Source organism: Pseudomonas pseudonitroreducens (assembly GCF_021603645.1).
Lineage (GTDB): Bacteria > Pseudomonadota > Gammaproteobacteria > Pseudomonadales > Pseudomonadaceae > Pseudomonas > Pseudomonas pseudonitroreducens.
The window spans coordinates 837,848-859,035 of the sequence record NZ_BQHJ01000001.1; the positions used below are offsets into that span (position 1 = coordinate 837,848).

The 21,188-nt window shown below is 65.3% G+C and carries 17 protein-coding genes; 4 read left to right on the forward strand and 13 right to left on the reverse strand.

Going from position 1 to position 21,188, the window contains the following annotated elements; genetic code table 11:
* Nucleotides 1–5 precede the first annotated feature (5 nt).
* Nucleotides 6–1,577, forward strand: a complete 1,572-nt coding sequence (locus L6D89_RS03875) for a sensor domain-containing diguanylate cyclase (RefSeq protein WP_236198801.1) — start codon at nucleotides 6–8, stop codon at nucleotides 1,575–1,577.
* 239 nt (nucleotides 1,578–1,816) lie between these two features.
* On the opposite strand, the gene L6D89_RS03880 is transcribed toward L6D89_RS03875, so the two are convergent.
* From L6D89_RS03880 to L6D89_RS03905, 6 genes are all read right to left on the reverse strand, one after another.
* Nucleotides 1,817–3,550: a ShlB/FhaC/HecB family hemolysin secretion/activation protein gene (locus L6D89_RS03880; protein ID WP_236198802.1), complete on the reverse strand. Its 1,734-nt coding sequence runs from the start codon at nucleotides 3,548–3,550 to the stop codon at nucleotides 1,817–1,819.
* Nucleotides 3,551–3,552: 2 nt separating this feature from the next.
* A complete protein-coding gene (locus L6D89_RS03885) occupies nucleotides 3,553–7,596 on the reverse strand; it encodes an MBG domain-containing protein (RefSeq protein WP_236198803.1) in 4,044 nt (1,347 codons plus the stop codon).
* A 356-nt stretch (nucleotides 7,597–7,952) separates the two neighbouring features.
* Nucleotides 7,953–9,854, reverse strand: a complete 1,902-nt coding sequence (locus tag L6D89_RS03890; protein ID WP_236198804.1) for an acyl-CoA synthetase — start codon at nucleotides 9,852–9,854, stop codon at nucleotides 7,953–7,955.
* On the reverse strand, nucleotides 9,854–10,807 hold the full coding sequence (locus L6D89_RS03895) for a fumarylacetoacetate hydrolase family protein (RefSeq protein WP_236198805.1): 954 nt from the start codon (nucleotides 10,805–10,807) through the stop codon (nucleotides 9,854–9,856). The genes L6D89_RS03890 and L6D89_RS03895 overlap by 1 nt, the downstream gene beginning before the upstream one ends.
* A gap of 66 nt (nucleotides 10,808–10,873) precedes the next feature.
* Nucleotides 10,874–11,965 (reverse strand): VOC family protein, encoded by a 1,092-nt coding sequence (locus L6D89_RS03900; protein WP_236198806.1) that lies wholly within the window; start codon nucleotides 11,963–11,965, stop codon nucleotides 10,874–10,876.
* A gap of 96 nt (nucleotides 11,966–12,061) precedes the next feature.
* Nucleotides 12,062–12,676, reverse strand: a complete 615-nt coding sequence (locus L6D89_RS03905; RefSeq protein ID WP_236198807.1) for a TetR/AcrR family transcriptional regulator — start codon at nucleotides 12,674–12,676, stop codon at nucleotides 12,062–12,064.
* 251 nt (nucleotides 12,677–12,927) lie between these two features.
* Between L6D89_RS03905 and L6D89_RS03910 the strand changes: the two genes are divergently transcribed.
* The gene (locus tag L6D89_RS03910; RefSeq protein ID WP_236198808.1) at nucleotides 12,928–13,143 is read left to right on the forward strand and encodes a hypothetical protein; all 216 of its coding nucleotides are present in this window, start codon (nucleotides 12,928–12,930) and stop codon (nucleotides 13,141–13,143) included.
* Between the two features lie 89 nt (nucleotides 13,144–13,232).
* Here the strand turns inward: L6D89_RS03910 and L6D89_RS03915 are convergent, their stop codons facing one another.
* The 5 genes from L6D89_RS03915 to L6D89_RS03935 are packed head-to-tail and all read right to left on the reverse strand — an operon-like array spanning nucleotide 13,233 to nucleotide 16,651.
* The gene (locus tag L6D89_RS03915; protein ID WP_236198809.1) at nucleotides 13,233–13,778 is read right to left on the reverse strand and encodes an arsinothricin resistance N-acetyltransferase ArsN1 family B; all 546 of its coding nucleotides are present in this window, start codon (nucleotides 13,776–13,778) and stop codon (nucleotides 13,233–13,235) included.
* A 7-nt stretch (nucleotides 13,779–13,785) separates the two neighbouring features.
* Nucleotides 13,786–14,487: an arsenical resistance protein ArsH gene (gene arsH / locus L6D89_RS03920; RefSeq protein ID WP_236198810.1), complete on the reverse strand. Its 702-nt coding sequence runs from the start codon at nucleotides 14,485–14,487 to the stop codon at nucleotides 13,786–13,788.
* Nucleotides 14,488–14,500: 13 nt separating this feature from the next.
* The gene (locus L6D89_RS03925) at nucleotides 14,501–14,971 is read right to left on the reverse strand and encodes an arsenate reductase ArsC (RefSeq protein ID WP_236198811.1); all 471 of its coding nucleotides are present in this window, start codon (nucleotides 14,969–14,971) and stop codon (nucleotides 14,501–14,503) included.
* A 27-nt stretch (nucleotides 14,972–14,998) separates the two neighbouring features.
* Nucleotides 14,999–16,282, reverse strand: a complete 1,284-nt coding sequence (locus L6D89_RS03930; RefSeq protein ID WP_236198812.1) for an arsenic transporter — start codon at nucleotides 16,280–16,282, stop codon at nucleotides 14,999–15,001.
* A 21-nt stretch (nucleotides 16,283–16,303) separates the two neighbouring features.
* Nucleotides 16,304–16,651: a metalloregulator ArsR/SmtB family transcription factor gene (locus L6D89_RS03935; RefSeq protein ID WP_236170622.1), complete on the reverse strand. Its 348-nt coding sequence runs from the start codon at nucleotides 16,649–16,651 to the stop codon at nucleotides 16,304–16,306.
* Between the two features lie 202 nt (nucleotides 16,652–16,853).
* On the opposite strand from L6D89_RS03935, the gene L6D89_RS03940 reads away from it, so the two are divergent.
* Nucleotides 16,854–17,519 (forward strand): TetR/AcrR family transcriptional regulator, encoded by a 666-nt coding sequence (locus L6D89_RS03940; RefSeq protein ID WP_236198813.1) that lies wholly within the window; start codon nucleotides 16,854–16,856, stop codon nucleotides 17,517–17,519.
* Between the two features lie 56 nt (nucleotides 17,520–17,575).
* Nucleotides 17,576–19,102, forward strand: coding sequence for an MDR family MFS transporter (locus tag L6D89_RS03945; protein ID WP_236198814.1), 1,527 nt, complete (start codon nucleotides 17,576–17,578; stop codon nucleotides 19,100–19,102).
* A 49-nt stretch (nucleotides 19,103–19,151) separates the two neighbouring features.
* Here the strand turns inward: L6D89_RS03945 and L6D89_RS03950 are convergent, their stop codons facing one another.
* Nucleotides 19,152–20,498, reverse strand: coding sequence for a sensor histidine kinase (locus L6D89_RS03950; RefSeq protein ID WP_236198815.1), 1,347 nt, complete (start codon nucleotides 20,496–20,498; stop codon nucleotides 19,152–19,154).
* Entirely contained in the window at nucleotides 20,474–21,139 is a 666-nt protein-coding gene (locus tag L6D89_RS03955; RefSeq protein WP_236198816.1) for a response regulator transcription factor, read from the reverse strand. Before L6D89_RS03955 ends, L6D89_RS03950 begins: the two co-directional genes overlap by 25 nt.
* Between the last annotated feature and the right edge of the window lie 49 nt (nucleotides 21,140–21,188).

Sequence of the window (21,188 nt, forward strand, 5' to 3'; positions counted from 1 at the left end):
TTCGCATGAAGCAGCAAACTGCCTGGCCACTGGATCTGCGTTGGCTGATTCTCGGGCTGGTCCTGCTGTCAGTTCTGGCCACGCTGGCCAATAGTCTGACGATGGCATACAGAGTCCAGCGTGATGCGCTGATCGAGCATGCACTGGCGGCCAACAGCGCCTATGCATCAAAGGTCGCTTCGAGCATCAGTGAGTTCCTGCGTTCGACTCAAAGCCACCTGCGCTTCAGCGCTGGCGAGCTGAGCAAGCATTGGGGCGATGCTTCACGCCTGCGAGACGAAGCGGTGCGTTTGCAGACGCAGGACATCGACTTCAACTCCATCGCCATTGTCGATGCTGACGGCAAGGTCTTGCAGGCCTATCCGGATGCATTGCAGATCATTGGCACCACGCTGCGCTCGGAAAGTATCCAGCAAGCGCTGCAGACTCGTCGCCCGCAAATCAGCCCAGCCTATGTTTCCGTGGCCGGCAACCTGGTGGTGTTCATCTCGCAGCCGATCTTCGATTCCTCCGGAAACTTCCTCGGAACCGTTGGCGGGTCTGTCTATCTGCGCAAGCAGAGTGCGCTGCATACCGTGATCAGCAGCCATTTCCACCATGAAGGGACTTTTGCTTTCGTTGCCGACGGAAACCGTCGTCTGCTATTCCACCCGGAGCAGAATCGCATCGGCGAAAAGCTCGACTGGAGCAAGACCGTCGATGCTGCGTTGCGAGGTGCGAGCGGGTCGATGGAGGTACCGAACTACCTGGGGATCCCGATGCTTGCCGGGTACGCCTACGTGGAAAGCGCCAACTGGGCGGTAGTCGCTCAGCAACCGCGTGAGATAGCGCTGGCACCGCTCGGGCGGCTGATGCGCGACATGATCCTGGAGATGGTTCCGGCTGGACTCGTCGGGCTGATCCTGGTCTGGTACGGCACTGCGCTGATTGCCCGTCCGCTGCATGAGCTCGCGTCGATCGCCGAGCAATTGTCGGCGTCGCAGACAGCGGAGCGGTTAAAGGCGGTGAATGCCTGGTACCCCGATGCTTCGGCGATTCGCCAGGCCATGCTGGCTGGCGTGCAGTTGCTGCAGCAGAAACTGGGACGGCTGAGCCATGAGGCGCAAAGTGACTGCCTGACCGGTCTTGCCAATCGCCGTGCCATGGGCGAGCTCCTTCAGTTGCTGGAGCAAACAGGCCAGGAATTCTCGGTGCTGGCGCTGGATATCGACTACTTCAAGCGTGTCAACGACACCTATGGCCATGATGCGGGAGACGTAGCGCTGCAACAGGTAGCGGTAGTGCTCCAGGAATACACCCGCGCTGGTGACCTGGCGTGCCGGGCTGGTGGGGAGGAGTTCACCCTGATCTTGCCGGACGCGTCGTTGACGACGGCGCAAGCGATTGCCGAGCGCATTCGCGAAACAATCGCTGCTCGTGAGATTCCACCGATCGGTCACGTCACCGTGTCCATTGGTGTGGCGAGTTGCGGCAGTGCAGGCGAGTCGGCAGAGGCAACACTCAAGCGGGCAGATCAGTGTCTGTATCAGGCCAAAAAAGGTGGGCGTAATCGAGTTGAATCGATCAGCGCAGGGTAGCCACTATCCTGCACGGCCTCGCGTTCATGGACGCCTCCAGCCTGCAAGGTCGAGCCTTTGCAGCCGCTTCTGGCGGATTACTGCCAACTCAGGCTGACCGATTTCAGTTGCCTGGGCGGCACCGGCCCGGCGACAGCCTGGAGTCAGCATAAGGCGAACCCGGAAGCAGCCTGCTCAGCACAAGCCGGAATCGCTCGAAGAACAGGCGATGCTGGGGCCGCGAGGCCCCAGCTGCGGGGTCAGAACAGTTTGAGGAAGTTGATGTAGAGCCTTGGCGCTTTCCCGTTGTCGTCATCGAACTCTTTCGCCGAAACGGAGCGGGTGAGCGGGAAGGCGACTTCCGGCGAAACATAGGTGTCCTTGAGGATGTTCAGGTGCGCGCCAATGCCGGTGGAGGAGAGGCTTTCCCTGCTCACCCAGCTGGGGTCTTCGCTCCAGACCTTGCCGAAATCCCAGAACGCGTAGTACTGCGTCGGCACGGCATAGCTCTTGAAGGTATGGATGCGGTTGTACTGCAGCTCGGTCTTCAGTGCGAAGCCGCTATCGCCGGTAATCTCCGACGGGTCGTAGCCGCGGCCGAACTCGCTGCCGCCCACGCCGAACTGCTCGGGGCTGAGCAGTGCCTGGCCGAACGATGTCTGTGCCGTGGCGGCGAGGTACAGGTTGAGCCCATCCATCAGCTTCGACAGGTCCTGCAGGCGCTGTGCGTCCATCTGCAGCTTGCTGAAGTCGGTCTGGCCACCTGCGCGAGAGGGGTTGGGGCGACTCTCGTTGCTCGCTCCCATGATGGCCAGGCCTTTGCTGATCTCGGCTTTTACCAGGTTCTTGCCGCCGTAGGCGTCGAACCAGTCGTAGCTGGCGCCCAGGCGAACAGCGCGGATTCGGTCCTCGCTCGAGGGCGGCAACTTCTTGTCGTCCAGGTACTCGGAGGTACCGTTGTAGTAGGTGAAGGCGGCGGAGGTCTTGAGTGTCTCGTCGCGCTGGCGAATCCAGGGACGGGTGATGCGTACGGCGAAGGTGTCCCCCGAGCTGTTGGCGTTGAGGAAGGAGTAGGTGTCGGCGTGGCCGTCGTTGTGCTGGGCGAGGAAGCTGACGACGTCCCCTTGGCTGCCGACTGGCACTTCGTACTGCCCTTCGAAGAAGGTCATCTTGTTGCCTTCGACGGACTTGCCGGCGCGGATGCCAAGGTGGTCTCCATGGCCGCTGAGGTCGTTCACGCCGACGCCGCCGTACACCTGCCAGGGGCCGAAGTAGCGGCTGTCGCGGTTGTCGAAGCCAAAGAAACCTTCGTACTTGCGCAAGGCGTTCTCGACCAGCAGATCAGTACCGCTTTCCACTGGCGATGCCTGCAGGGTGCCGCGGCTGTCGTTGCCGGATACGTCGTTCATCAACAGCAGGTTGCGTTCGATGGTCTCGCTGGTCGGCGGGGTTTCCTGGCGGATGTTGTCCGCGTAGCGTTCCAGTGCCTTGTTGCTGGGACCGGTGAAGCTGACCTTATTGACCTTGCCTTCGAAGACCTGGAGCACCAGGTTGCCTCCCTCCAGCCGTTGCGCCGGCACAATGGTCCTGGCCAGCAGGAAGCCGGCCTGGCGATAGCGAGCGGTGATGGTGTCGGCAACGGCATGCACTTCGGCCAGGTTGACCGTGTGGCCTTCCAGGTGTTTGAGCACTGCGTCGAAGGTGCCGGGTGGGTAACTGCTGGCACCGACCAGGGTCACTCTGCCCACCGGGAAGCGCGTACTGGGCAAGGCTTCCAGCTCCGGTGGTGTGGGTTCGGGCGTGACCACGCTATCAGGCAATTCGAGGGTGCCGGGCATCTCGGTGGGCAAGGTGCGGGCCCCCGCCTTGTCCGGCATTTCCACCCGGCCGGGGTTGAGTTGCCCCAGGGGTGCAGCTTGCACCTGAGCGGCCAGCAGGAAGGCCGAGACCACCGCTACGGCCAGATGGCTGAGAGAAGAGGGATGCGATTTCATGATCATTTACCTCCCTTGCCGGGGGCCGGCAGGTCATGCGGGATCACGCTGCGGTTCCAGTCGGGAACGATCAGCTTGCCGTCCTTGAACAGGCTGTTGGCGTAGGTGAGGACGTCGCGCAGGTCCGCCGTGGTGCTCTGCTGGTTGCCGTAGGAGCGCGGCTTGCAGATCAGCTGGACGGAATAGGTGCGTGCGACCGCGGGCGAGACGGTGTAGTTGGCGGAGACGGCGCTGGGCGATTCCAGCGCGTCGCAGCGGGTGTTGCCGGGCGACTGCGCGGTAACCGGCAGGGCAGTCGGTGCGCTGCCCGGCACCACCGGGTTCACCGGCTCCAGTGGAGCCAGCGGGCCGCTGATGGTCAGCGTGCCGTCGCGGAACACCACGGTGTAGTTGCTGCCTGCGTTGAATGGCGTGCCCTGGCCGATGGCATAGCTGCCGGTTTCCTCGCCGGGGGCTCGGCTCAAACTGCCCCGGGCGATATCGGCACTGTCGCCATTTTTCAGGCCGCTGACCTGATGGGTCAGTTGCGGGTCGGCCTGCCCCTGTACCTTCGACTTGTCGTCCGCACTCACCACCAGCCGGGCCGGAGTGATCTGCAGGGTGCCGTCCTTGAACAGCAGCGTGTAGTTCGCGCTGGACAGCGCCAGACTGCCCTGGCCGATGGCGTAACCCTGCGGGCGGACGTTCTCCCCGGACTCCCGTTGCAGGTCGCCGCCGTTGAGTACAGCGTCTGCCTTGTCGCCGTTCTTCAGCCCGCTGACTGAGTACGCGAGCGCGGGATCACGGTCGCCGTAAACCTTGGTCTGGTCCTGGGCAGTGACCTCCAGCTGGGCCGGAGTGATGTGCAGCAGATTGCCTTCGTAGCTGAGGCGGTAGTTCCCCGAAAGGCTGGCGACTGCGCCCTGGTGGATGCCGTAGTCGCCGACATTTTCGCCGGCGCTGCGGGCGAGGTTGCCGGCGACCAGGTTGGCGGCGTCTTCGCCGAGCTTCTGGCCGCTGACCTGGTAGGTCAGGGCCGGGTCCTGGTCGCCATAGACCTTCGAGTGCTCGTCGGCCTTGACCTTCAGTTCCGCCTGCCGGACTGTCAGCGTGCCCTGGTTGTCCTCGATGCGATAGCGCCCCTGGGAGCGCTCATCCGCGCTGATCTGGTTGGTGATCTCGTAACCGCCAGGTTTCACATCGCTGGTTGCCGTGGCGGTGGTGCTCGGTGCGCCGGCCTGGATGCCGCTGCGCCCCAGTTGCTGGTTCACGTAGTCGTCGACACTCTTGACGGCCTGGGCGCTGCTGTCACGGGCAGTGGTCTGGGTAAGCGTCGGATTGGCCTCGCCATACTCGCGGGATTGGTCATCGGCGGTGACGCTGACCGTGGCCTGGGCGGCGTGGTTGAGGATCACGCCCGGCTCGGCGGTCTTGTCGACGGTCTCGTAGAAGTGCACCCGCCCGCGCTCCAGGGCCTGTTCGCCGGGAGCGAGCGAGGGGCCGCTGGTGTCGGCTTTCTGCAGCCAGGGCGTGTCGTTGATCAGGTTCGAGATCAGCGCATCGAGGGAGTCGACCTTGGTGCCGAGATCGACGATGAGCTGCTGGCTCCTGCCATCCTGGGCGTTGTGCTGGATTTCCTTCTGGTCGCTCGCGCCCTGGATCGCCGAATACGACTCCACGCCCCAGCCATGCTCGTGCAGTGTGGACACCACCTGCAGGCCTCCGTTGGCGCTGAACGAGAACCCCACGGGCAGTGACGCGCTGCTGCGGTTTCCATCGGTATCGATACGAATGACGCTGGAGAGGGTGGGCTGGTTGGCGTCCGGGGTGATCCGCCAGGTGATACCCGCCGAGTCCTTGAAGGTCAGGCCGCTGACCAGGTAGTCGGAGCTGTCGAGGTAGTTCAGCAGCACGGCCGGGTCGATTTCCCGGTAGCCGCCCTTGCCGTCGGGTGTGACGTAGCCGGTGGCTTCGAACACCAGGTAGTCGAACGACGAGCCGTCCTGGGTTTGCAGTGTGACCTGGCGGGTATTCGCGCCCCAGGTCTGGGATGGGTCTGCCACGACGTCCTGATAACCGCGATAGACCAGTTGCTGGGCGGTTACGCCGGTCAGGGTTTCGCCGGAGTAGGGCGCGGTGACGGTGCCGGTGGTGGTGGTGCCGCTGGCATTGGTCTGGTTGAAGCGGAACACGCCATTGCTGGCCTTGCCGGCCAACCTGCCGGCGTAGTTGAGGTCGCTGTCCATGCGCACGCTGGCGCCCTCGAGGGCGACCTGGCCGCCCATCAGTGCGGTGCCGTCCTGCTGGATGATCGAGGCGACGTTGGAGGTGCGCAGCCAGGCGATGCCGTTGCCGACATCGATGATTGCCCGCTGGCCGTAATCCGCGCCGGCATTGTTCAGGCGGATGTCGCCGGTGGCGGCGATGAACAGGTTGCCGTCCTTGAGCAGGATCGGCGCGTTGATATGCACCGAGCCGCTGTCGCTGCTCAGGTCAGCGCCTTCGTAGGATCTGCCCTGCACCGGATTGCCGGTAGCGATCAGCGCCAGGGTAGCCGGCTGGCCGTTGCCATCCTGACCGATGTTGGTGGCCACGATGGCGCTGTTGACGTTGATACGCTGGCTGGCCGAGACCTCGACATTGCCGTTGGCGAGGCCGTTGACGATGGCGCTGGCGGCGACGTTCCACAGGTCGGCGGTGCTCGGCCCGGTGGCGGAGCCGCTGCTCACGCCGGTTGCGGAATCGGCCTGGGCGTCGCTGACGATATTGACCGTCTCCGGATCGAGCAGCCAGGTGCCTTTGACGGCGCCGCGAGTATCGACAGTGGCGTCGCTGGTGACCCGCAGCTGCCTGCCGGAGGTTTCCACCACGCCGCCCTGCTGCTGGCCCCTGGCGCTGGCATGGCCGGCGAAGTGGGTCTGGCCATCGCTCCAGACCACTACCTGCCCGCCCTGGGTCTGGCCATCGGCACGCAGCTCGGCGCCCTTGGCAACGCTGGTGCTGCGGGCGCGCTGTTCGCTGCCCTTGCCCTGGAAGCTGCCGCCGACCAGCACCTTGCCGCCGGCACCGCGGGTGCCCGAGGCGTCGATCCGCGCCGTGCCGGCGACATTCACTTCATCACCCAGCACTTTCACTGTGCCGCCGCTGGCGCCCTTGGCACTGAGTGAGCCGCTGACCTGGGTTCGCGCCGCATTGCCGAGGACGATGGTGCCGCCGTCACTGCTGACCGAATTGGCGGCGACGCTGCCCGAGACGTTGATCACCGAGTCGAGGTGCTTTGCGGCGCGGGCGGCGCTCATGGCGACGACGCCGTTGCCGACGTCGATCTCGCCGCTGTGAGTGACGCCACCACTGACGTCGCCGTTGACGCTGGAAGCCTCGCCGGGCTCGCCATTGATGCCAATGCTCAGCAGGCCGTCACCGTGGAAGTCCAGCGTGGCCCTGGGCCCGGTGGCCAACTGCACGAAACCCTTCTTCGCCTGGATGACACCGGCGTTGTTCACCTGGGCACCGAGCAGGGCGACCATGCCGTTGTCGTGGACGGTGATCCGGCCCTGGTGGGTGACGTTGCCGGTCAGCTGGACATCCAGCTTGCCGGTCTGGGCGAACAGTCTGGCCTGCTCGTCGGTGAGGAAGCCGGCGCTGGCCACCAGGGCGCTGGAGGAAAGGTGCGCATTGGGTCCGATCATCAGGCCATTGGGGTTGACCAGGATCAGTTGGCCATTGGAGGTGACTGCCCCGTAGATCTTCGACGGATCGGTGCCGGTCACCCGGTTCAGCGTCACCGATTTTCCATCCGGCTGGTTGAAGGTGATGCGGTGATCCGGGCCGACGTTGAAGCTCTTCCAGTCGATGGCGGTGCGAGGGCTGGACGTGTTGACGTCCATGCCCTTGCCCTGGCTGGAGATGGTGGCCTGGCCACCGATGACCGTACCGCCCTGGGGCAGGTTGTCAGCGATGCCGGCGAGGGGAAAGCAGGCCCCGAGGGACGCCAGCGCCACGGCAATGGCGAGGCGTTTGAGGCGAAGGGGCGAGTGCGCGCTGGCGTGCAGCGGACTGTGGTTCATGGCGAATCTCCTGGAGTTCTGCTTCAGGAACGATCATTCGCCGTGGACCGATGGCGGGTAATAGTGCGTCTGCGCGATGCGTTGTAGTGCGTCCCTGATTTTCCTCGGCACCGAGGCCGTCGCCGTGGCCGGAATTGCCGATGCTGTTGGCGTCGGCCGTGGTCAGTGGCCCTTGCCGGCGTTCTGCGGGGAGCAGTTGGTGCACAGCGGCAGGGTGGTGTTGCTGGTCAGGCTCCAGTTGTCGTTGCGCTGCCAGGTGGCTGCTGGGCTTTGGTCGCAGCGATGGCGAGGGCGAGCACGCTCAGCCGCTCCTGTTATGGGCAACGTGCGCGCAAGGCGGGGAGGGGGTGGGTCACTCAGCCCGACCAGTCGGTCTGGAAGCTGTAGCGGCCAAGGGCGCGGGCCAATGGTGAGCGATCCGCGCTGCCGGCGATCCGCGCGACCAGGCCGCGGCGGGCGTCCTGGACGACTTCCACGGCCGGCTCCGGCAGGCCCAGGGCCAGGGCTTCCTCGCGGATCACACGGGCGATCTCACGCTGCTGCAGGGCCGGTTTGAAGATCTTGCCCACTGCCGTCAGCGGCAGGGCGTCGAGGACTTCGATACGCTTGGGCACGGCGGCGCGCTCGCTGATGTGCTGGTGGGCGAAGCTCAGCAGCGCAGTGGCGTCGCAGGCCTGGCCGGGATGCAGTTGCACGTAGGCCACCGGCAGTTCGCCGGCGTGCGCGTCGGGGCTGCCGACCGCCGCCACCAGGGCAATCGCCGGGTGTGCCTGGAGCGCCTCCTCGATGATCTTCGGGTCGATGTTGTGGCCGCCGCGGATGATCAGTTCCTTCTTGCGCCCGGTGAGCCAGAAGTAGCCGTCGCCATCCTGGCGCCCCAGGTCGCCGGTGTTGAGCCAGCGTTTGCCGTCGATCTGCAGCCAGATGCCCTGGTTGTGCTGCGGCTCCAGGTAGCCGTCGAACAGATTGGGGCCGTGCACTGCGATGACGCCGACCTCGTCGGTGCCGGCGTCGCGCTCGTAGCGGCCCTCGGCGTCGAGGATCACCGCGCGCATGGCCTGGTAGGCCAGGCGCAGGCCAATCGAGCCGATGCGCCTTTCGCCTTCGGGCGGGTTGCTGGATGACACGCAGGCCGCTTCGGTCAGGCCATAGCCTTCGAGCAGGCGCACGCCGGTCTGCCGTTCGAAGTCGCGGAACAGCTCCTGGGGCAGCGGTGCTGCGCCGCACAGGGCGTACTTCAGGCTCGACAGGTCGTGGCGTTCGGGGTGCTGGCGGAGCAGGGCGGCGTAAACGGTCGGCACGCCGGAAAAGAAGTTGATGCCGAAGTGCTCGACCAGCGCCCAGAACTTCGCCACCACGCCGTCGCCGCGATAGCCCTGGGGTGTGCCGAGGATGACCCGGTCGCCGTGGGTCCAGGGCATCAGCCCGGTCACCAGCTGGCCGTTGACGTGGAACAGCGGCAGGCCGCAGAAGATGGTCTGGCCGGCATCGCGCGGTTGCATGTTGGCGGCCATGGCCCAGGCGTTGAATACCTCCGAGCCGTGGGTGCGCGCGGCGATCTTCGGCAGGCCGGTGGTGCCGCCGGTGCAGAAGTACGAGGAGCGCTCGCCGGCCTGGATACAGCGGCCACTGTCCAGGCGCTCGGCGTTCTGGCGCTTCATCAGCGTACGCAGATCGTGGATCGGCAGATTCGGGTGGCGGGCCTTCTCGCGCCGCGCCAGCCAGCGCAACAGCAGCGCTTTGGGCAGGCTGACATAGGGCGCCATGCTGACCCAGACGATCTGCCGCAGGTCGGGCAGCGCGTGCAGCTGTGTGGCGAGCCTGGGCCACAGGTCGCTGCCCGGGGTCGGCGCCAGGGTCACCAGCACCTTCACTTTCGCAGCCCGCAGCAACTCGGCCATCTGCGCGGCGTCCAGCAGCGGGTTGATCGCCATGACGATCCCGGCGGCCTCGCCACCCCAGATGGTGAAATGGGTCTCCGGCAGGTTCGGCAAGACGAAGCCGACAACTTCCTGCGGCCCGACGCCCAGTTGCTGGAAAGCGTTCGCCGCCCGGGTGATGTCGGCGAACAGCTCGCGATAGCTCCAGTCATGGGTGCGGGTGAAGTCGCCGGCATCGAGGAAGAAGCTCAGCGCCGTGGCGTCGCGGTGCTGCGCGGCACCGCGGCGCAGTGCCTCGTAGGTGTTCTCGGGCAGGTTGCGTGCGGCCAGTGGCGTGGCTTCCAGGGCATGAATGTCGGCGAGGCTGCGCACGCCCATCAGGCTTGCTCCACGACGCGGTTGCGCTGCGTGCCGAGGTCGATGGCGCCATCGGCGCTGCGGATGCTCGCCTCGACCACGTCGCCAGCCTTGAGGTATTGGCGGCGGGCCGCCTGAGCCTTGAGGAAGGCCTTCCACTTGATCTGCTCGGGCAGCAGCGCGGCGATGCGCTGCTTGGCCGGCGACGGGATCGACAGCGCGCAGCCAGCGGGCGTGCCGGTGGCGATCAGGTCGCCGGCGGCGAAATCCTGCACGCCGGAGAGTTCGCTGAGGGTTGCCGCCGGGCCGTGCACCAGGTTGGCGGTGCTGTCGCTCTGGCGCACCTCGCCGTTGACCGTCAGGCGCAGCTGCAACTGCCCGAGGTAGTGCATGTCCTCGCGGCGCAACAGGCACAGGTACGGGCCGACCGGGCCGAAGGTGCGGAAGCTCTTGCCCTTGTAGAACTGCATCTGCGGAATCTGGATATCCCGCGCGGAGTAATCGTTGACGATCACCACGCCGGCGATGAACTCGTGCAGGTTGGCTTCGTTCACCGCGACCTTGCCGGTGATTTCGCGGCGCAGCACCAGGCCCAGTTCGATCTCGTAGTCGAGAAAGCGCACCTGGCGCGGTTTGATCAGGTCACTGTCGGCGGCGACGATGCAGCTCTGCGCCTTGGTGAAGATCATGTTGAAGTGCTTGGCGTCCGGGTCCATGCCGGACTCGAGCATGTGCTGCCGGTAGTTCGCGCCCTGGCAGACGAACTGCTGGTTGCGCGTCACCGGGCTGAGCAGCGTTACCGCCTCCAGCGCCATCTCGTCACCTTGCAGCGCCTCCAGTTCCCCGGCACTGGTGTGCTGGATCAGCTCGCCAGTGGTTGCGTATTCGCCCGCAATCGGCGTGATGCGCCCCTGGCGGAGCACGCCCCAGCGGACGGTGTTCTGGTGTTGGTAGCGGACGAGGTGCACGGGCATGGCAACGACTCCTGGTACTGCGGTGGGCCGCCTCGGGGCGGCGTTGGTCTTGTTGTGGTCGGGAACTCAGCCGAACATCCGCGCCAGCGTCAGCAGCTTGCGCAGCGTCAGGTCCGGGCTGTGCCGCAGGTTGTGCAGCAGGGCGCGCAGGGCGGCGATATTCATCACCGGCTTGGTGAAACTGCGCGGCATGCGCTGGCCCCACTGCGACATGGCTTCGGGGCTGACCGCGTGCAGCCCGGTGGGGCGTTCGGCGGTGAACAGGTCGCCGTCGCAGTAGTGTTCGTGCTTGTGGCCCCAGGGGTCCTGCCAGTAATCGAAGATCTGGCTGCCGAGGATGTGCCGGCCGATGCCCCAGGCATGTTTCCAGCCACGTTCGAGCAGCACGCGCTGGCCGATGCCGACGGCGTCGGCGTCGATCACTTCATAGGCGCTGTGGCTGTAGGCGGGCATGAAGCCCTGGGCGAGCGCCAGGGTATGGTGGTCGGCGGGCGTATCGCCCAGGTCCAGGCGCAGGAAGGTCACCGCCGGCGAGCCGTCGGGCAGCACCTGCACGTCGCTGGGAATGAAGCCGAAGTGTTCGGTGTACCAGGCGCAGGTGGCCTGGTAGTCGGCGACTTCCAGCACCACGTGGCCGAGCTTGATGATCTCCGGCGGCGCGATGGGGGGACGCTGGGTGGCGTTGATGCGCGGCGCCGCATCGACCTGGTTGAGTGGCAGTGCCGGGCGGTGGGGCAGCGCCGCTGCCGGCTGCTGGCCGTGGATCGCTTCGACGAGGAAGCCGGAAGGATCATGCAGGCGCACACGCTGGCCGCCCCCGGGGGCGTCGTGGTTCTCGATGGCCGAGGCACCGGGAAGTCGTGCGACGCGCTGCAGGTCCTCGCGGCTGCCCAGCGCCAGGCCGAAACCGACAAAGCGCGCGGTGTCGCCCCGTTGTACCCGGTAGCAGCAGGGCGCGGTGCCGGTGCCGCGAAAGTACAGGCAGTCGCGATCGCGACGCGCCAGGAGCAGGCCGAAGTCGCCGAGGAAGCGCTCGGCCAGCTCCAGGTCCGGGCGTTCGAAGATCAGCCAGGCCAGCTCACGGGCCTTCACTGTCGGCTGCGGATGCCGTGCCGGCTGGGGCGTTGCCAGCGCGGGGAGGTCGGTGGCTCGAGTCATTCCTGTTGTTCTCCGTAGCCTTTTCGCGGGCAAGGCCGGGCCCGCACCTCCGGCGAGCGGAGGTGTTGTCGGTTGGCGGAAATCAGTCCGTCGTGGTCAGTCGCGCGCGGCCAGCGGCGGCAGGTCGAGTGTCGCCAGGCGTCGTGCTTCGGCTTCTTCCACACCCAGTGCGCGCAGCACCAGTTCAGCGGTATCGGTGCCAGCGTCACGCCAGGTCTTCAGGCCCTCGATGACCAGGAACATGGCGCCAAGGGTGGCGCTGGCCAGTAGCGAGATCACTGTCACCAACTGCTCCTGGCGGAAGCGGTAACGGCCGCCCTGCAGGCCGCTGAGCAGGTCGGTGGTGGCCTGGCTGTAGAACATTTCCCGCAACGCGCTATCACTCATCGCGAAGCGATTGAGGAAGGCGCCCCACTGCGGTTCCTCGTGAGTGCGCCGAATGAAGAAGCGAATGCCGTTGGCCAGGCGCTCGGCCGGGTCCTGCAGCTCGGCGAAGCTCCTGCTCACGCGCTGGTGCATCTCCTTGCTCAACTGGCTGGCAACCTGGCGGAACAACTGCTCGATGTTCTCCACGTTGTTGTAGACGGTGCCGCGCGCCACGCCGGCTTCCTGGGCCAGGTCACTGATATTGACCTGGCTGATGCCCTTTTCGGTGAACAGGCGCAGGGCTGCCTGGTGGATGCGGCGTTGCACGGGGTTGAGATCTTCCATTGGCCTGGGTTCCAGAATCGAACTGGAAATGATTGAACACTCGTGTTCAATTTCCGTCAATGATCAAATTTCCACAAGCGGCCAAGAGATTCACCGTTTACTTCTATATATTGTTGTCTTTTAACGTTTTTGTTGGAAGTAAAGAATTTTCAATTCTTGTCGGCGGTGAGCATTGGCTTAAAGAATTTGAACACTGATGTTCAATATTTCATCTCCAGGTCATGGCCAGCCGCAGGAGACGCATAACAACAATGAGCATCCAACAAGGCCGCATTGACGTGCACCACCCCATCATTCCGCCGGTCTGCGCCGAGGCGATTTACCGCCATGGTCTCCAGCGCCATGCCGGTGCACCGTGGCCTTCCATCACCGCACGCATTGCCCCGGTGGCGCAGGCAGCCAGCAGGTCCAGCGCCAGGCCTGCGGCGGCGTCGGAATACGCCTTCCTCTTTCTCAGCGCTGCCTGAAGAGCAGCGGCAGCCTGAACAGGCCACTGTTGCAGGTCGGGTACCGGTCTTTGCGGCAGTGCATCCACCTGCCGTTGCCGGGCGAGGGCTCAGCCGGCGATCTCCGGGTATCGACGGGGTTCGTCAGGCGAGTTGCTCTGCACGCCGAGCGCCAGGCGCCAGTAACCCACATCGTGCCACTGGCCGAGCTTGAAGCTGACTTGCGGGAAGGTGCCTATGTGCCTGAAGCCCATTTGTTCATGCAGGCCGACGCTGGCCGCATTGGGCAGGGCGATACCGGCATAGGCGGCGTTGAATCCCTGCCGTGCGAGCAGGGCCAGCAGCTCGGCGTAAAGGCGGCGGCCAATGCCGGTGCGGCGTTCACCCTGGGCAACGTAGAGCGTGACATCCACCGCCCATCGATAGGCGGCGCGCGCCCGATGCTGGCTTGCGTAGGCGTAGCCGGCCAGGCGCCCGTCGCGCAGCGCGACCAGGTAGGGATAAGCCTGCAGGGTGGTGACGATCCGCTGGCGCATCTCCTCGATGGTCGGCGGCACTTCCTCGAAGGAGATTGCCGTAGTGGTCACGATCGGCGCGTAGATGGCCAGGATTGCCGGGGCGTCCTCGGCGCGTGCTGGTCTGATTTCGATGGACATGGCGACCTCAGATCGAACGCTGGTTCATGCGCGCGGAAAGCTGTTCGGCGCTTTCCTTGCGTTCCGAGTAACGGTCCACCAGGAACTCCTGGCGATCACGTAGCAGCAGGGTGAACTTCAGCAGTTCTTCCATGACGTCGACCACCCGATCGTAGTAGGGCGACGGCTTCATGCGGCCCGCTTCGTCGAACTCCAGGTAGGCCTTGGGCACCGAGGACTGGTTGGGGATGGTGAACATGCGCATCCAGCGGCCGAGCACGCGCAGCTGGTTGACCACGTTGAAGGATTGCGAGCCGCCGCAAACCTGCATGACCGCCAGTGTCTTGCCCTGGGTGGGGCGCATGGCGCCAAGCGCCAGGGGAATCCAGTCGATCTGCGCCTTGAACACCGCCGACATTGCTCCGTGACGCTCCGGCGAGCACCACACCTGGCCTTCCGACCACTGCACCAGCTCACGCAGCTCCAGTACCTTGGGGTGCTCCACGGGCACGTCGTCAGGCAGCGGCAGGCCGGAAGGGTGGAAGACTCGGGTTTCGGCGCCGAAGTGCTCCAGCAGGCGTGCGGCTTCTTCCACCAGCAGGCGGCTGAAGGAGCGCTCGCGGGTCGATCCGTAGAGCAGCAGGATGCGCGGTTTGTGCTCGCTGGTACGGTTTGCCGCCGGCGGCAGGTCGAACAGCGAAAGGTCGAGGTTGGGCAGTTGTTCCGACATGTCTTGCTCCTGCTCAGAGGGCGCCGATTCGATCCAGCTCGCGCTTGAGTTCGTCGCGGCCGAGGGTGTCGAAGGGCAGGGCCAGGAAGGCCCGGCAGCGCAGCTCAATGCGCGCCAGCGTGGCGCGGAAGGCCGCGTCGACGGTTGCCTCATCACCCTGCACATCCGAAGGGTCTTCCAGGCCCCAGTGGGATTTCAGCGCGTGGCCGAAGTACACCGGGCAGGCTTCGCCGGCGGCCTTGTCGCAGACGGTGATGACAATGTCCGGTGGGTTGCCTTCGAAGGCATCGTTGCCCTTGCTGCTCAGCCCCTCGATCGAGATGCCGGCCTGTTGCAGGGTGGTGAGGCTGCGCGGCAGCACCTGGCCCCTGGGGAAGCTGCCTGCGCTGATCGCCGCGAAGCCTTGCGGCGCCAGGTGGTTGAACAGCGCTTCGGAGAGGATGCTGCGGCAGCTGTTGGCCGTGCACATGAACAGGACTCGCATGGAAAGCTCCTCCGCTCAGGGCGGACGTCAGAGGCTCAGGCGCAGCGCCAGGGCCGAAAGAGTGATCAGCAGGACGGGCAGGGTCAGCAGGATGCCGACCCTGAAGTAGTAACCCCAGGTGATGCGCACGCCCTTGCGCTCCAGCACATGCAGCCAGAGCAGCGTGGCGAGGCTGCCGATGGGAGTGATCTTCGGGCCGAGGTCGCAGCCGATGACGTTGGCGTAGATCATCGCCTCGCGCACCAGGCCTTCCGCGCCGCTGGCCTGGATCGACAGGGCGCCGACCAGCACGCTGGGCATGTTGTTCATCACCGACGAGAGCAGCGCCGCGAGCAGCCCGGTACCAATGGCGGCGCTCCACAGGCCCTGTTCGGCAAGGCGGTCGAGCAACTGGGCAAGAAAGTCCGTGAGGCCGGCGTTCTTCAGGCCGTAGACCACCAGGTACATGCCGAGGGAGAAGATCACCACCTGCCAGGGCGCTTCACGCAGCACACGCCGGGTGGAGATGCGCTGGCCACGCGCGGCGACGGCAAACAGCAGCGCTGCGCAGACGGCGGCCACGGCGCTGACCGGGATGCCCAGCGGCTCCAGGGTGAACAGGCCGACCAGCAACAGCAGCAGCGTCCAGCCGCCGACGATAAACGTGGCGCGGTCATGGATCGCCGACCTTGGCTCCTTCAGCGCCTCGCGTGCGTACTGCCTGGGGATATCGCGGCGGAAGAACAGCAGGAGCACCAGCAGGGTGGCCGCGACGCTGGCAAGGTTCACCGGCAGCATCACCGAGGCGTATTCGGCGAAGCCCAGGCCGAAGTAATCCGCCGAGACGATGTTCACCAGGTTGGACACCACCAGCGGCAGGCTTGCGGTATCGGCGATGAAGCCGGCGGCCATGACGAACGCCAGCGTCGCCGCGGGAGGGAAGCGCAGCGCGAGCAGCATCGACATGACGATGGGGGTGAGGATCAGCGCTGCGCCGTCGTTGGCGAACAGTGCCGAGACGGCGGCGCCGAGCAATATGCAGAAGGCGAACAGGCGATAGCCGCTGCCATTCGCCCAGCGCGCTATGTGCAGTGCGGCCCATTCGAAGAAACCGGCCTCATCCAGCAGCAGGCTGATGATGATGACGGCGACGAAGGTGGCGGTGGCGTTCCAGACGATGGCCCACACGGTGGGGATGTCGTGCAGGGAAACCGCGCCCGCGGCGAGGGCTATCAACGCCCCCAGGGCGGCGCTCCAACCAACGCCAAGGCCCTTGGGCTGCCAGATGACCAGAACCAGGGTGAAGACGAAGACAGCAATGGCGACCAGCATGGATGACTCGCTCGAATGGACTCAGCAACAGGCGGCGTCACGGACGGGGCGGCCGTCCATGTTCTGCAGGCGCAGGCTGTTGTCGGCCAGCCATTGCGCGTTGGCCCGCAGGGTGACCTGCAGCATCTCGTGGACCCAGGCAGGCAGCTCGGGGTTGAGGCGGTAATACACCCACTGGCCCTGGCGGCGATCCAGCAGCAGGCCACTGCTACGCAATTGCGCCAGGTGGCGGCTGATCTTCGGCTGGCTGTCGTCCAGGGCGCACATCAGCTCGCAGACGCAGAGCTCGCCCAGGCTGGCAATCAGCAGGGTGGCGCGAGCGCGGGTTTCGTCGGCCAGGCTCTTGAAGACTTCGGGTGGGGTGATCATGGCTTCATCTTCATATATGGATAATCGAATATACGGTTATCCATATGTTTTAGGCAAGCCTAGTGTTTTGCGCAGCCCGCCAAACCTGAGTCTGCCATTTCTGCTGGGTGTCGCCCTTCGTCGCCAAAATCTAAATTTAAATTGAATTTAGATTTAACCTGGGCCAGGCTAGCCGACATTGCCAGATTGTTCAGGAGTCACCATGGCCTCCCGCGAATCCCGAAAAGACGGTGAAGCGACGCGCATCCGCATCCTGGAGGCGGCCGGCGAGCTGTTCTCCAACCTCGGCTTTGGCGAAACCAGCAACAAGGCGGTGGCGGCCAAGGCTGAAGTCGACCTGGCCTCGATCAACTACCACTTTGGCAGCCGCAATGGCCTCTACCAGGCGGTACTGGGGGAGGCCCGCCGGCGCTTTCTGGATATCGCCGACCTGCAACGGATCATCCAGAGCGAGCAGCCGGCGCCGGACAAATTGCGCGCATTGACCGAACTAGTCGTGCGCAAGGCCGCGCGCGGGCGGGAGAGCTGGCATCTGCGAGTGCTGGCGGCCGAGGCCCTGGCGCCCAGCAGCCATGGCCAGGAAGTCCTGCACCCGGAGAAGGCGCTGAAGCTGACATTGCTCAAGCAGTTGTTCAGCGAGATCACCGGCATAGCGGCCGATGATCCCGCGCTGGTGCCCTGCATTCTCAGCGTGACCGCGCCCTGGGCAATGTTGCTGATCGGCCCGCGCGGGGGGCATGGCGCCTTGCGCGACATTCTCGACATGCCCGCGGACATGGTTGTCGCCCAGCTTTACAGCTTCACCCTGGCGGGCCTGCAGGAAGTCGGCCGGCAGTACCACCAGCGCGCCACGCCAGCGAAGTCCTGAGCGCGGCCGCCACACGATTGATACCCAACGACGTCCCATCTCATCAGGTCAGCCCCATGCAATCGGCTTCCAATCAATCCCTGGGCACCAGCGCCGGTCCTGCGCACGACGCCGAGACGACCCGCCCATCCATTCCACTGCTGCTGGCAGCGCTGCTGCTGGTGATGTTCCTCGCGGCGCTGGACCAGACCATCGTATCCACCGCACTGCCCACGATCGTTGGCGAGCTGGGCGGGTTGCACCTGTTGTCATGGGTGGTGACCGCCTACCTGCTGGCATCCACCGTGGTGGTGCCGCTGTACGGCAAATTCGGCGACTTGTATGGCCGCAAGCTGGTGCTGCAGACCGCCATCGTGCTGTTCCTGCTGGGCTCGGCACTCTGCGGGCTGGCACAGAACATGACCCAGCTGATTGTCCTGCGGGCTCTCCAGGGGCTGGGTGGCGGGGGGCTGATGGTGGTGGCGATGGCGGCGATCGGCGATGTCATCCCGCCGGCCGAGCGTGGTCGCTACCAGGGGCTGTTCGGTGGCGTGTTCGGCCTCGCCACGGTGGTCGGTCCATTGGTGGGCGGCTTCCTGGTCGAGCACCTGTCGTGGCGCTGGATCTTCTACATCAACCTGCCGCTGGGCTTGCTCGCGTTGCTGGTAATCGGCAGCGCGTTCCGCCCCCACGTTGCCCGGGTGAAACACGTCATCGATTACTTCGGCGCCTTTTTCCTCACCTTGGCGCTCGCCTCCCTGGTGCTGATCACCAGCCTGGGCGGCAGCACCCTGCCGTGGACGTCGATCGACATCATGTGCCTTGCGCTCTTCGCCATTGTCGGAGTGGTCGGCTTCGTCCACGAGCAGCGAATCGCCGCGGAGCCGATCATGCCACTGCACCTGTTCCGCCACCGCACCTTCGTGCTGGCCGGGCTGATCGGGTTCACCGTGGGGGTCTCGCTGTTTGGTTCGGTGACCTTCCTGCCGCTCTACATGCAGGTGGTCAAGGACGCCACGCCCACCAGCGCGGGATTGCAGATGCTGCCCCTGATGGGGGCGATGCTGGTGGTGTCGGCGATCACCGGTCGCCTGATCAGTCGGTGGGGGCGCTACCGGGTATTCCCCATCCTCGGCACCCTGCTGCAGGTCATTGCCCTGGCACTGCTGAGTCGTCTCGACCTGCAGTCGTCCATGCTGCAGATGAATCTCTACATGGCGTTGCTGGGGGCAGGGCTGGGGATGGTGATGCAGGTGCTGATCCTGGCGGTGCAGAACAGCGTCGAGTTCCGCCATATGGGCGTGGCCACCTCCGGCGCGACGCTGTTCCGCTCCATCGGTGGCTCGATTGGCGTGTCGGTGTTCGGCGCACTCTTTTCCCATGAACTGATGAGCCGGCTCACCAGCAGCTTCCCGGCAAGTGCCGGGTCGCCCGCCAACCTCTCACCGGCCGCCGTGCATGCGTTGCCCGCCGCATTGCAGCAGACCTATCTGGAGGCATTCTCCGGGTCGATGCACTGGGTATTCCTGGTGGCATGCGTGGTCAGCGGCGTGGCCTTCATGCTGTCCTGGCTGCTGCAGGAAGTGCCGCTGCGCAGAGCCTGAGGTACCCCTCCAGCTCGAATTTCCCGCCTGGCTTGCCGTGGCAGCAGCCTCAGGCGGGAAGCTCGAGCTGGACGCACAGGCCGCTCCTGCTCTCGGGGTCCGAGTAATCCAGCGTTATCCTCGCGCCGAGTCGGTGGGCTATCGCACTGACGATCGACAGGCCCAGGCCTGAGCCAATTTCTTCGCTACCCGCGATGCGGTAGAAGGCGTCGAAAACCCGCTCCCGCTCCGCTTCGGGGATGCCGGGGCCGGTGTCCCGGACCTGGAGAACGACGACGGCGCCGCGACGCTGCACCAGGAGATCGACCTTGCCGCCGGGAGGCGTGTAGCGCACCGCATTGTCAGCCAGATTCTTGATCAGCATCTGCAGGTCGAATTCGTTGACCACCACCTCGCAGTCATCCCCCTCGACGCCCAGGTCGATCTGCTTCCTGTCTGCGACCGGCAGGAGTTCCTCCAGCACCGCCCGGTAGACCTTGTGCACCGACACCTGCTGCTCGGGCGCAGCCGTCGAGGACTGCGCACTGGCAAGCGCCAGTAGCTGGTCGATCAGGTTGCGGCCACGCTCGATGCCTTGCCGGAGTTTGCTCAAGCGCTCCCTGGCCGGCTCGGGCATTGGCGTGGCTGCAAGCCGCTCCGCCTGCAGGGACAGTGCGGTCAGGGGGGAGCGCAGTTCGTGCGCGGCATCCGCCACGAAGCGCCGCTGCGACTCCATGGACCGTGCAACGCGCCCCAGCAGGCGGTTGATCGCCAGGACGAACGAGCGCACCTCGGTGGGCAGATGGCGCGTCTCGATGGGCGCCATGTCCTGCTCGTCGCGGCGATCCAGCTCGCTGGACAGCGTGGCAATCGGTCGGAACAACTTGCGAACCAGGTCCGCCACGACGAGCAGCAGGACCGGGATCAGGATCACCAGGGGAAGCAGCCCCCGCCAGGCGCTCTCGCGCGCGTCGCGGTCGCGGCTGCCGGTCTCCTGGGCGACGGCGATACGCTGCCCGCCGGCGGTGGTACGCACCAGCACGCGGAACTCCTCGCCGGCAACGGCCACGGTGGAAAAACCCTCCTGCAGCGTGCTCGGTATCGGCAGCGGCAGGCTATTGTCGCCCGTGCCGGGCGCATTGGCGCTGTCTGCCAGGAATTGCACCACGACCCGGGTTTCTTCGTTGTCTCCCGCGATGGCGGGGGCAGCCGCCGGGTATTGCAGGGTCATCTGCTGCCGTTCGAACAGCGCGGCAACCTGCTTCAGGGTGTTGTCCTGCATCTCCAGCGCTTCGTCGTAGGCCGATACGAAAGCGAAGATGCCCGCGAGCATGGCGACAATCAGGATGGTCACGCAGAGCGCCAGGGAGAGGCGGAACTGCACGGAATCCCTCAGTCGCTTTTGCAGACCATCCATCCCATTCCCCTGACATTCTTGATGACGTGAGTGCCCAGTTTCTTGCGCAGCGAGTGGATCAGGAACTCGACCGCGTTGCTTTCAACCTCGTGCCCCCAGCCGTAGATGCGGTCCTCCAGTTCGCTGCGCGAGAGGATCGCTCCAGGTCGTATCAGCAACGCCTGCAGCAGGCTGAACTCCCGGTTGGAGAGCAGGACGCCCTGGGTTTCCGAGCTGCTGGCGTGCTTTGAAACAGGGTCGAGCGTCACCATGCCATTGCTGAGCGCGGGGGAGGCATTTCCTCCCTTGCGGCGCATCACCGCCCTCATCCGTGCGAGTAGCTCAGCCATCGCGAAGGGTTTCAGCAGATAGTCGTCCGCGCCACCGTCCAGCCCTTTCAGGCGGTTGTCGAGGCTGTCTCGTGCGGTGATGATGACCAGGGGGACGGGGTTGTCCTGCGAGCGGATATCGGCGAGTACGCTCAACCCATCGCGCCCGGGCAGGCCGAGGTCGAGCAGGATCTGGTCATATGCCTGCGCGCGCAGGGCTGAAAGTGCGCTGGGGCCGTTGTTCACCCAGTCGACGGCATAGCCGGCATCCTCCAGCGCGCCTTCGATGGCCTCAGCGATCATGGCGTCGTCTTCGACAAGCAGTACCCGCATACGTCGGCCTCTGGATTGCAAATGCGCGATGCACGGTCGCCAGTGAGGC

Coding starts and splice junctions, on each gene's coding strand:
- L6D89_RS03925 (WP_236198811.1), bottom strand. CDS start 14,971: ATGCGAGTCCTGTTCATGTGCACGGCCAACAGCTGCCGCAGCATCCTC.
- L6D89_RS03900 (WP_236198806.1), bottom strand. CDS start 11,965: ATGACTCGAGCCACCGACCTCCCCGCGCTGGCAACGCCCCAGCCGGCA.
- L6D89_RS03895 (WP_236198805.1), bottom strand. CDS start 10,807: ATGCCCGTGCACCTCGTCCGCTACCAACACCAGAACACCGTCCGCTGG.
- L6D89_RS03945 (WP_236198814.1), top strand. CDS start 17,576: ATGCAATCGGCTTCCAATCAATCCCTGGGCACCAGCGCCGGTCCTGCG.
- L6D89_RS03910 (WP_236198808.1), top strand. CDS start 12,928: ATGAGCATCCAACAAGGCCGCATTGACGTGCACCACCCCATCATTCCG.
- L6D89_RS03875 (WP_236198801.1), top strand. CDS start 6: ATGAAGCAGCAAACTGCCTGGCCACTGGATCTGCGTTGGCTGATTCTC.
- L6D89_RS03940 (WP_236198813.1), top strand. CDS start 16,854: ATGGCCTCCCGCGAATCCCGAAAAGACGGTGAAGCGACGCGCATCCGC.
- L6D89_RS03890 (WP_236198804.1), bottom strand. CDS start 9,854: ATGGGCGTGCGCAGCCTCGCCGACATTCATGCCCTGGAAGCCACGCCA.
- L6D89_RS03955 (WP_236198816.1), bottom strand. CDS start 21,139: ATGCGGGTACTGCTTGTCGAAGACGACGCCATGATCGCTGAGGCCATC.
- L6D89_RS03905 (WP_236198807.1), bottom strand. CDS start 12,676: ATGGAAGATCTCAACCCCGTGCAACGCCGCATCCACCAGGCAGCCCTG.
- L6D89_RS03885 (WP_236198803.1), bottom strand. CDS start 7,596: ATGAACCACAGTCCGCTGCACGCCAGCGCGCACTCGCCCCTTCGCCTC.
- L6D89_RS03930 (WP_236198812.1), bottom strand. CDS start 16,282: ATGCTGGTCGCCATTGCTGTCTTCGTCTTCACCCTGGTTCTGGTCATC.
- L6D89_RS03935 (WP_236170622.1), bottom strand. CDS start 16,651: ATGATCACCCCACCCGAAGTCTTCAAGAGCCTGGCCGACGAAACCCGC.
- L6D89_RS03915 (WP_236198809.1), bottom strand. CDS start 13,778: ATGTCCATCGAAATCAGACCAGCACGCGCCGAGGACGCCCCGGCAATC.
- L6D89_RS03950 (WP_236198815.1), bottom strand. CDS start 20,498: ATGGATGGTCTGCAAAAGCGACTGAGGGATTCCGTGCAGTTCCGCCTC.
- L6D89_RS03880 (WP_236198802.1), bottom strand. CDS start 3,550: ATGAAATCGCATCCCTCTTCTCTCAGCCATCTGGCCGTAGCGGTGGTC.
- arsH (WP_236198810.1), bottom strand. CDS start 14,487: ATGTCGGAACAACTGCCCAACCTCGACCTTTCGCTGTTCGACCTGCCG.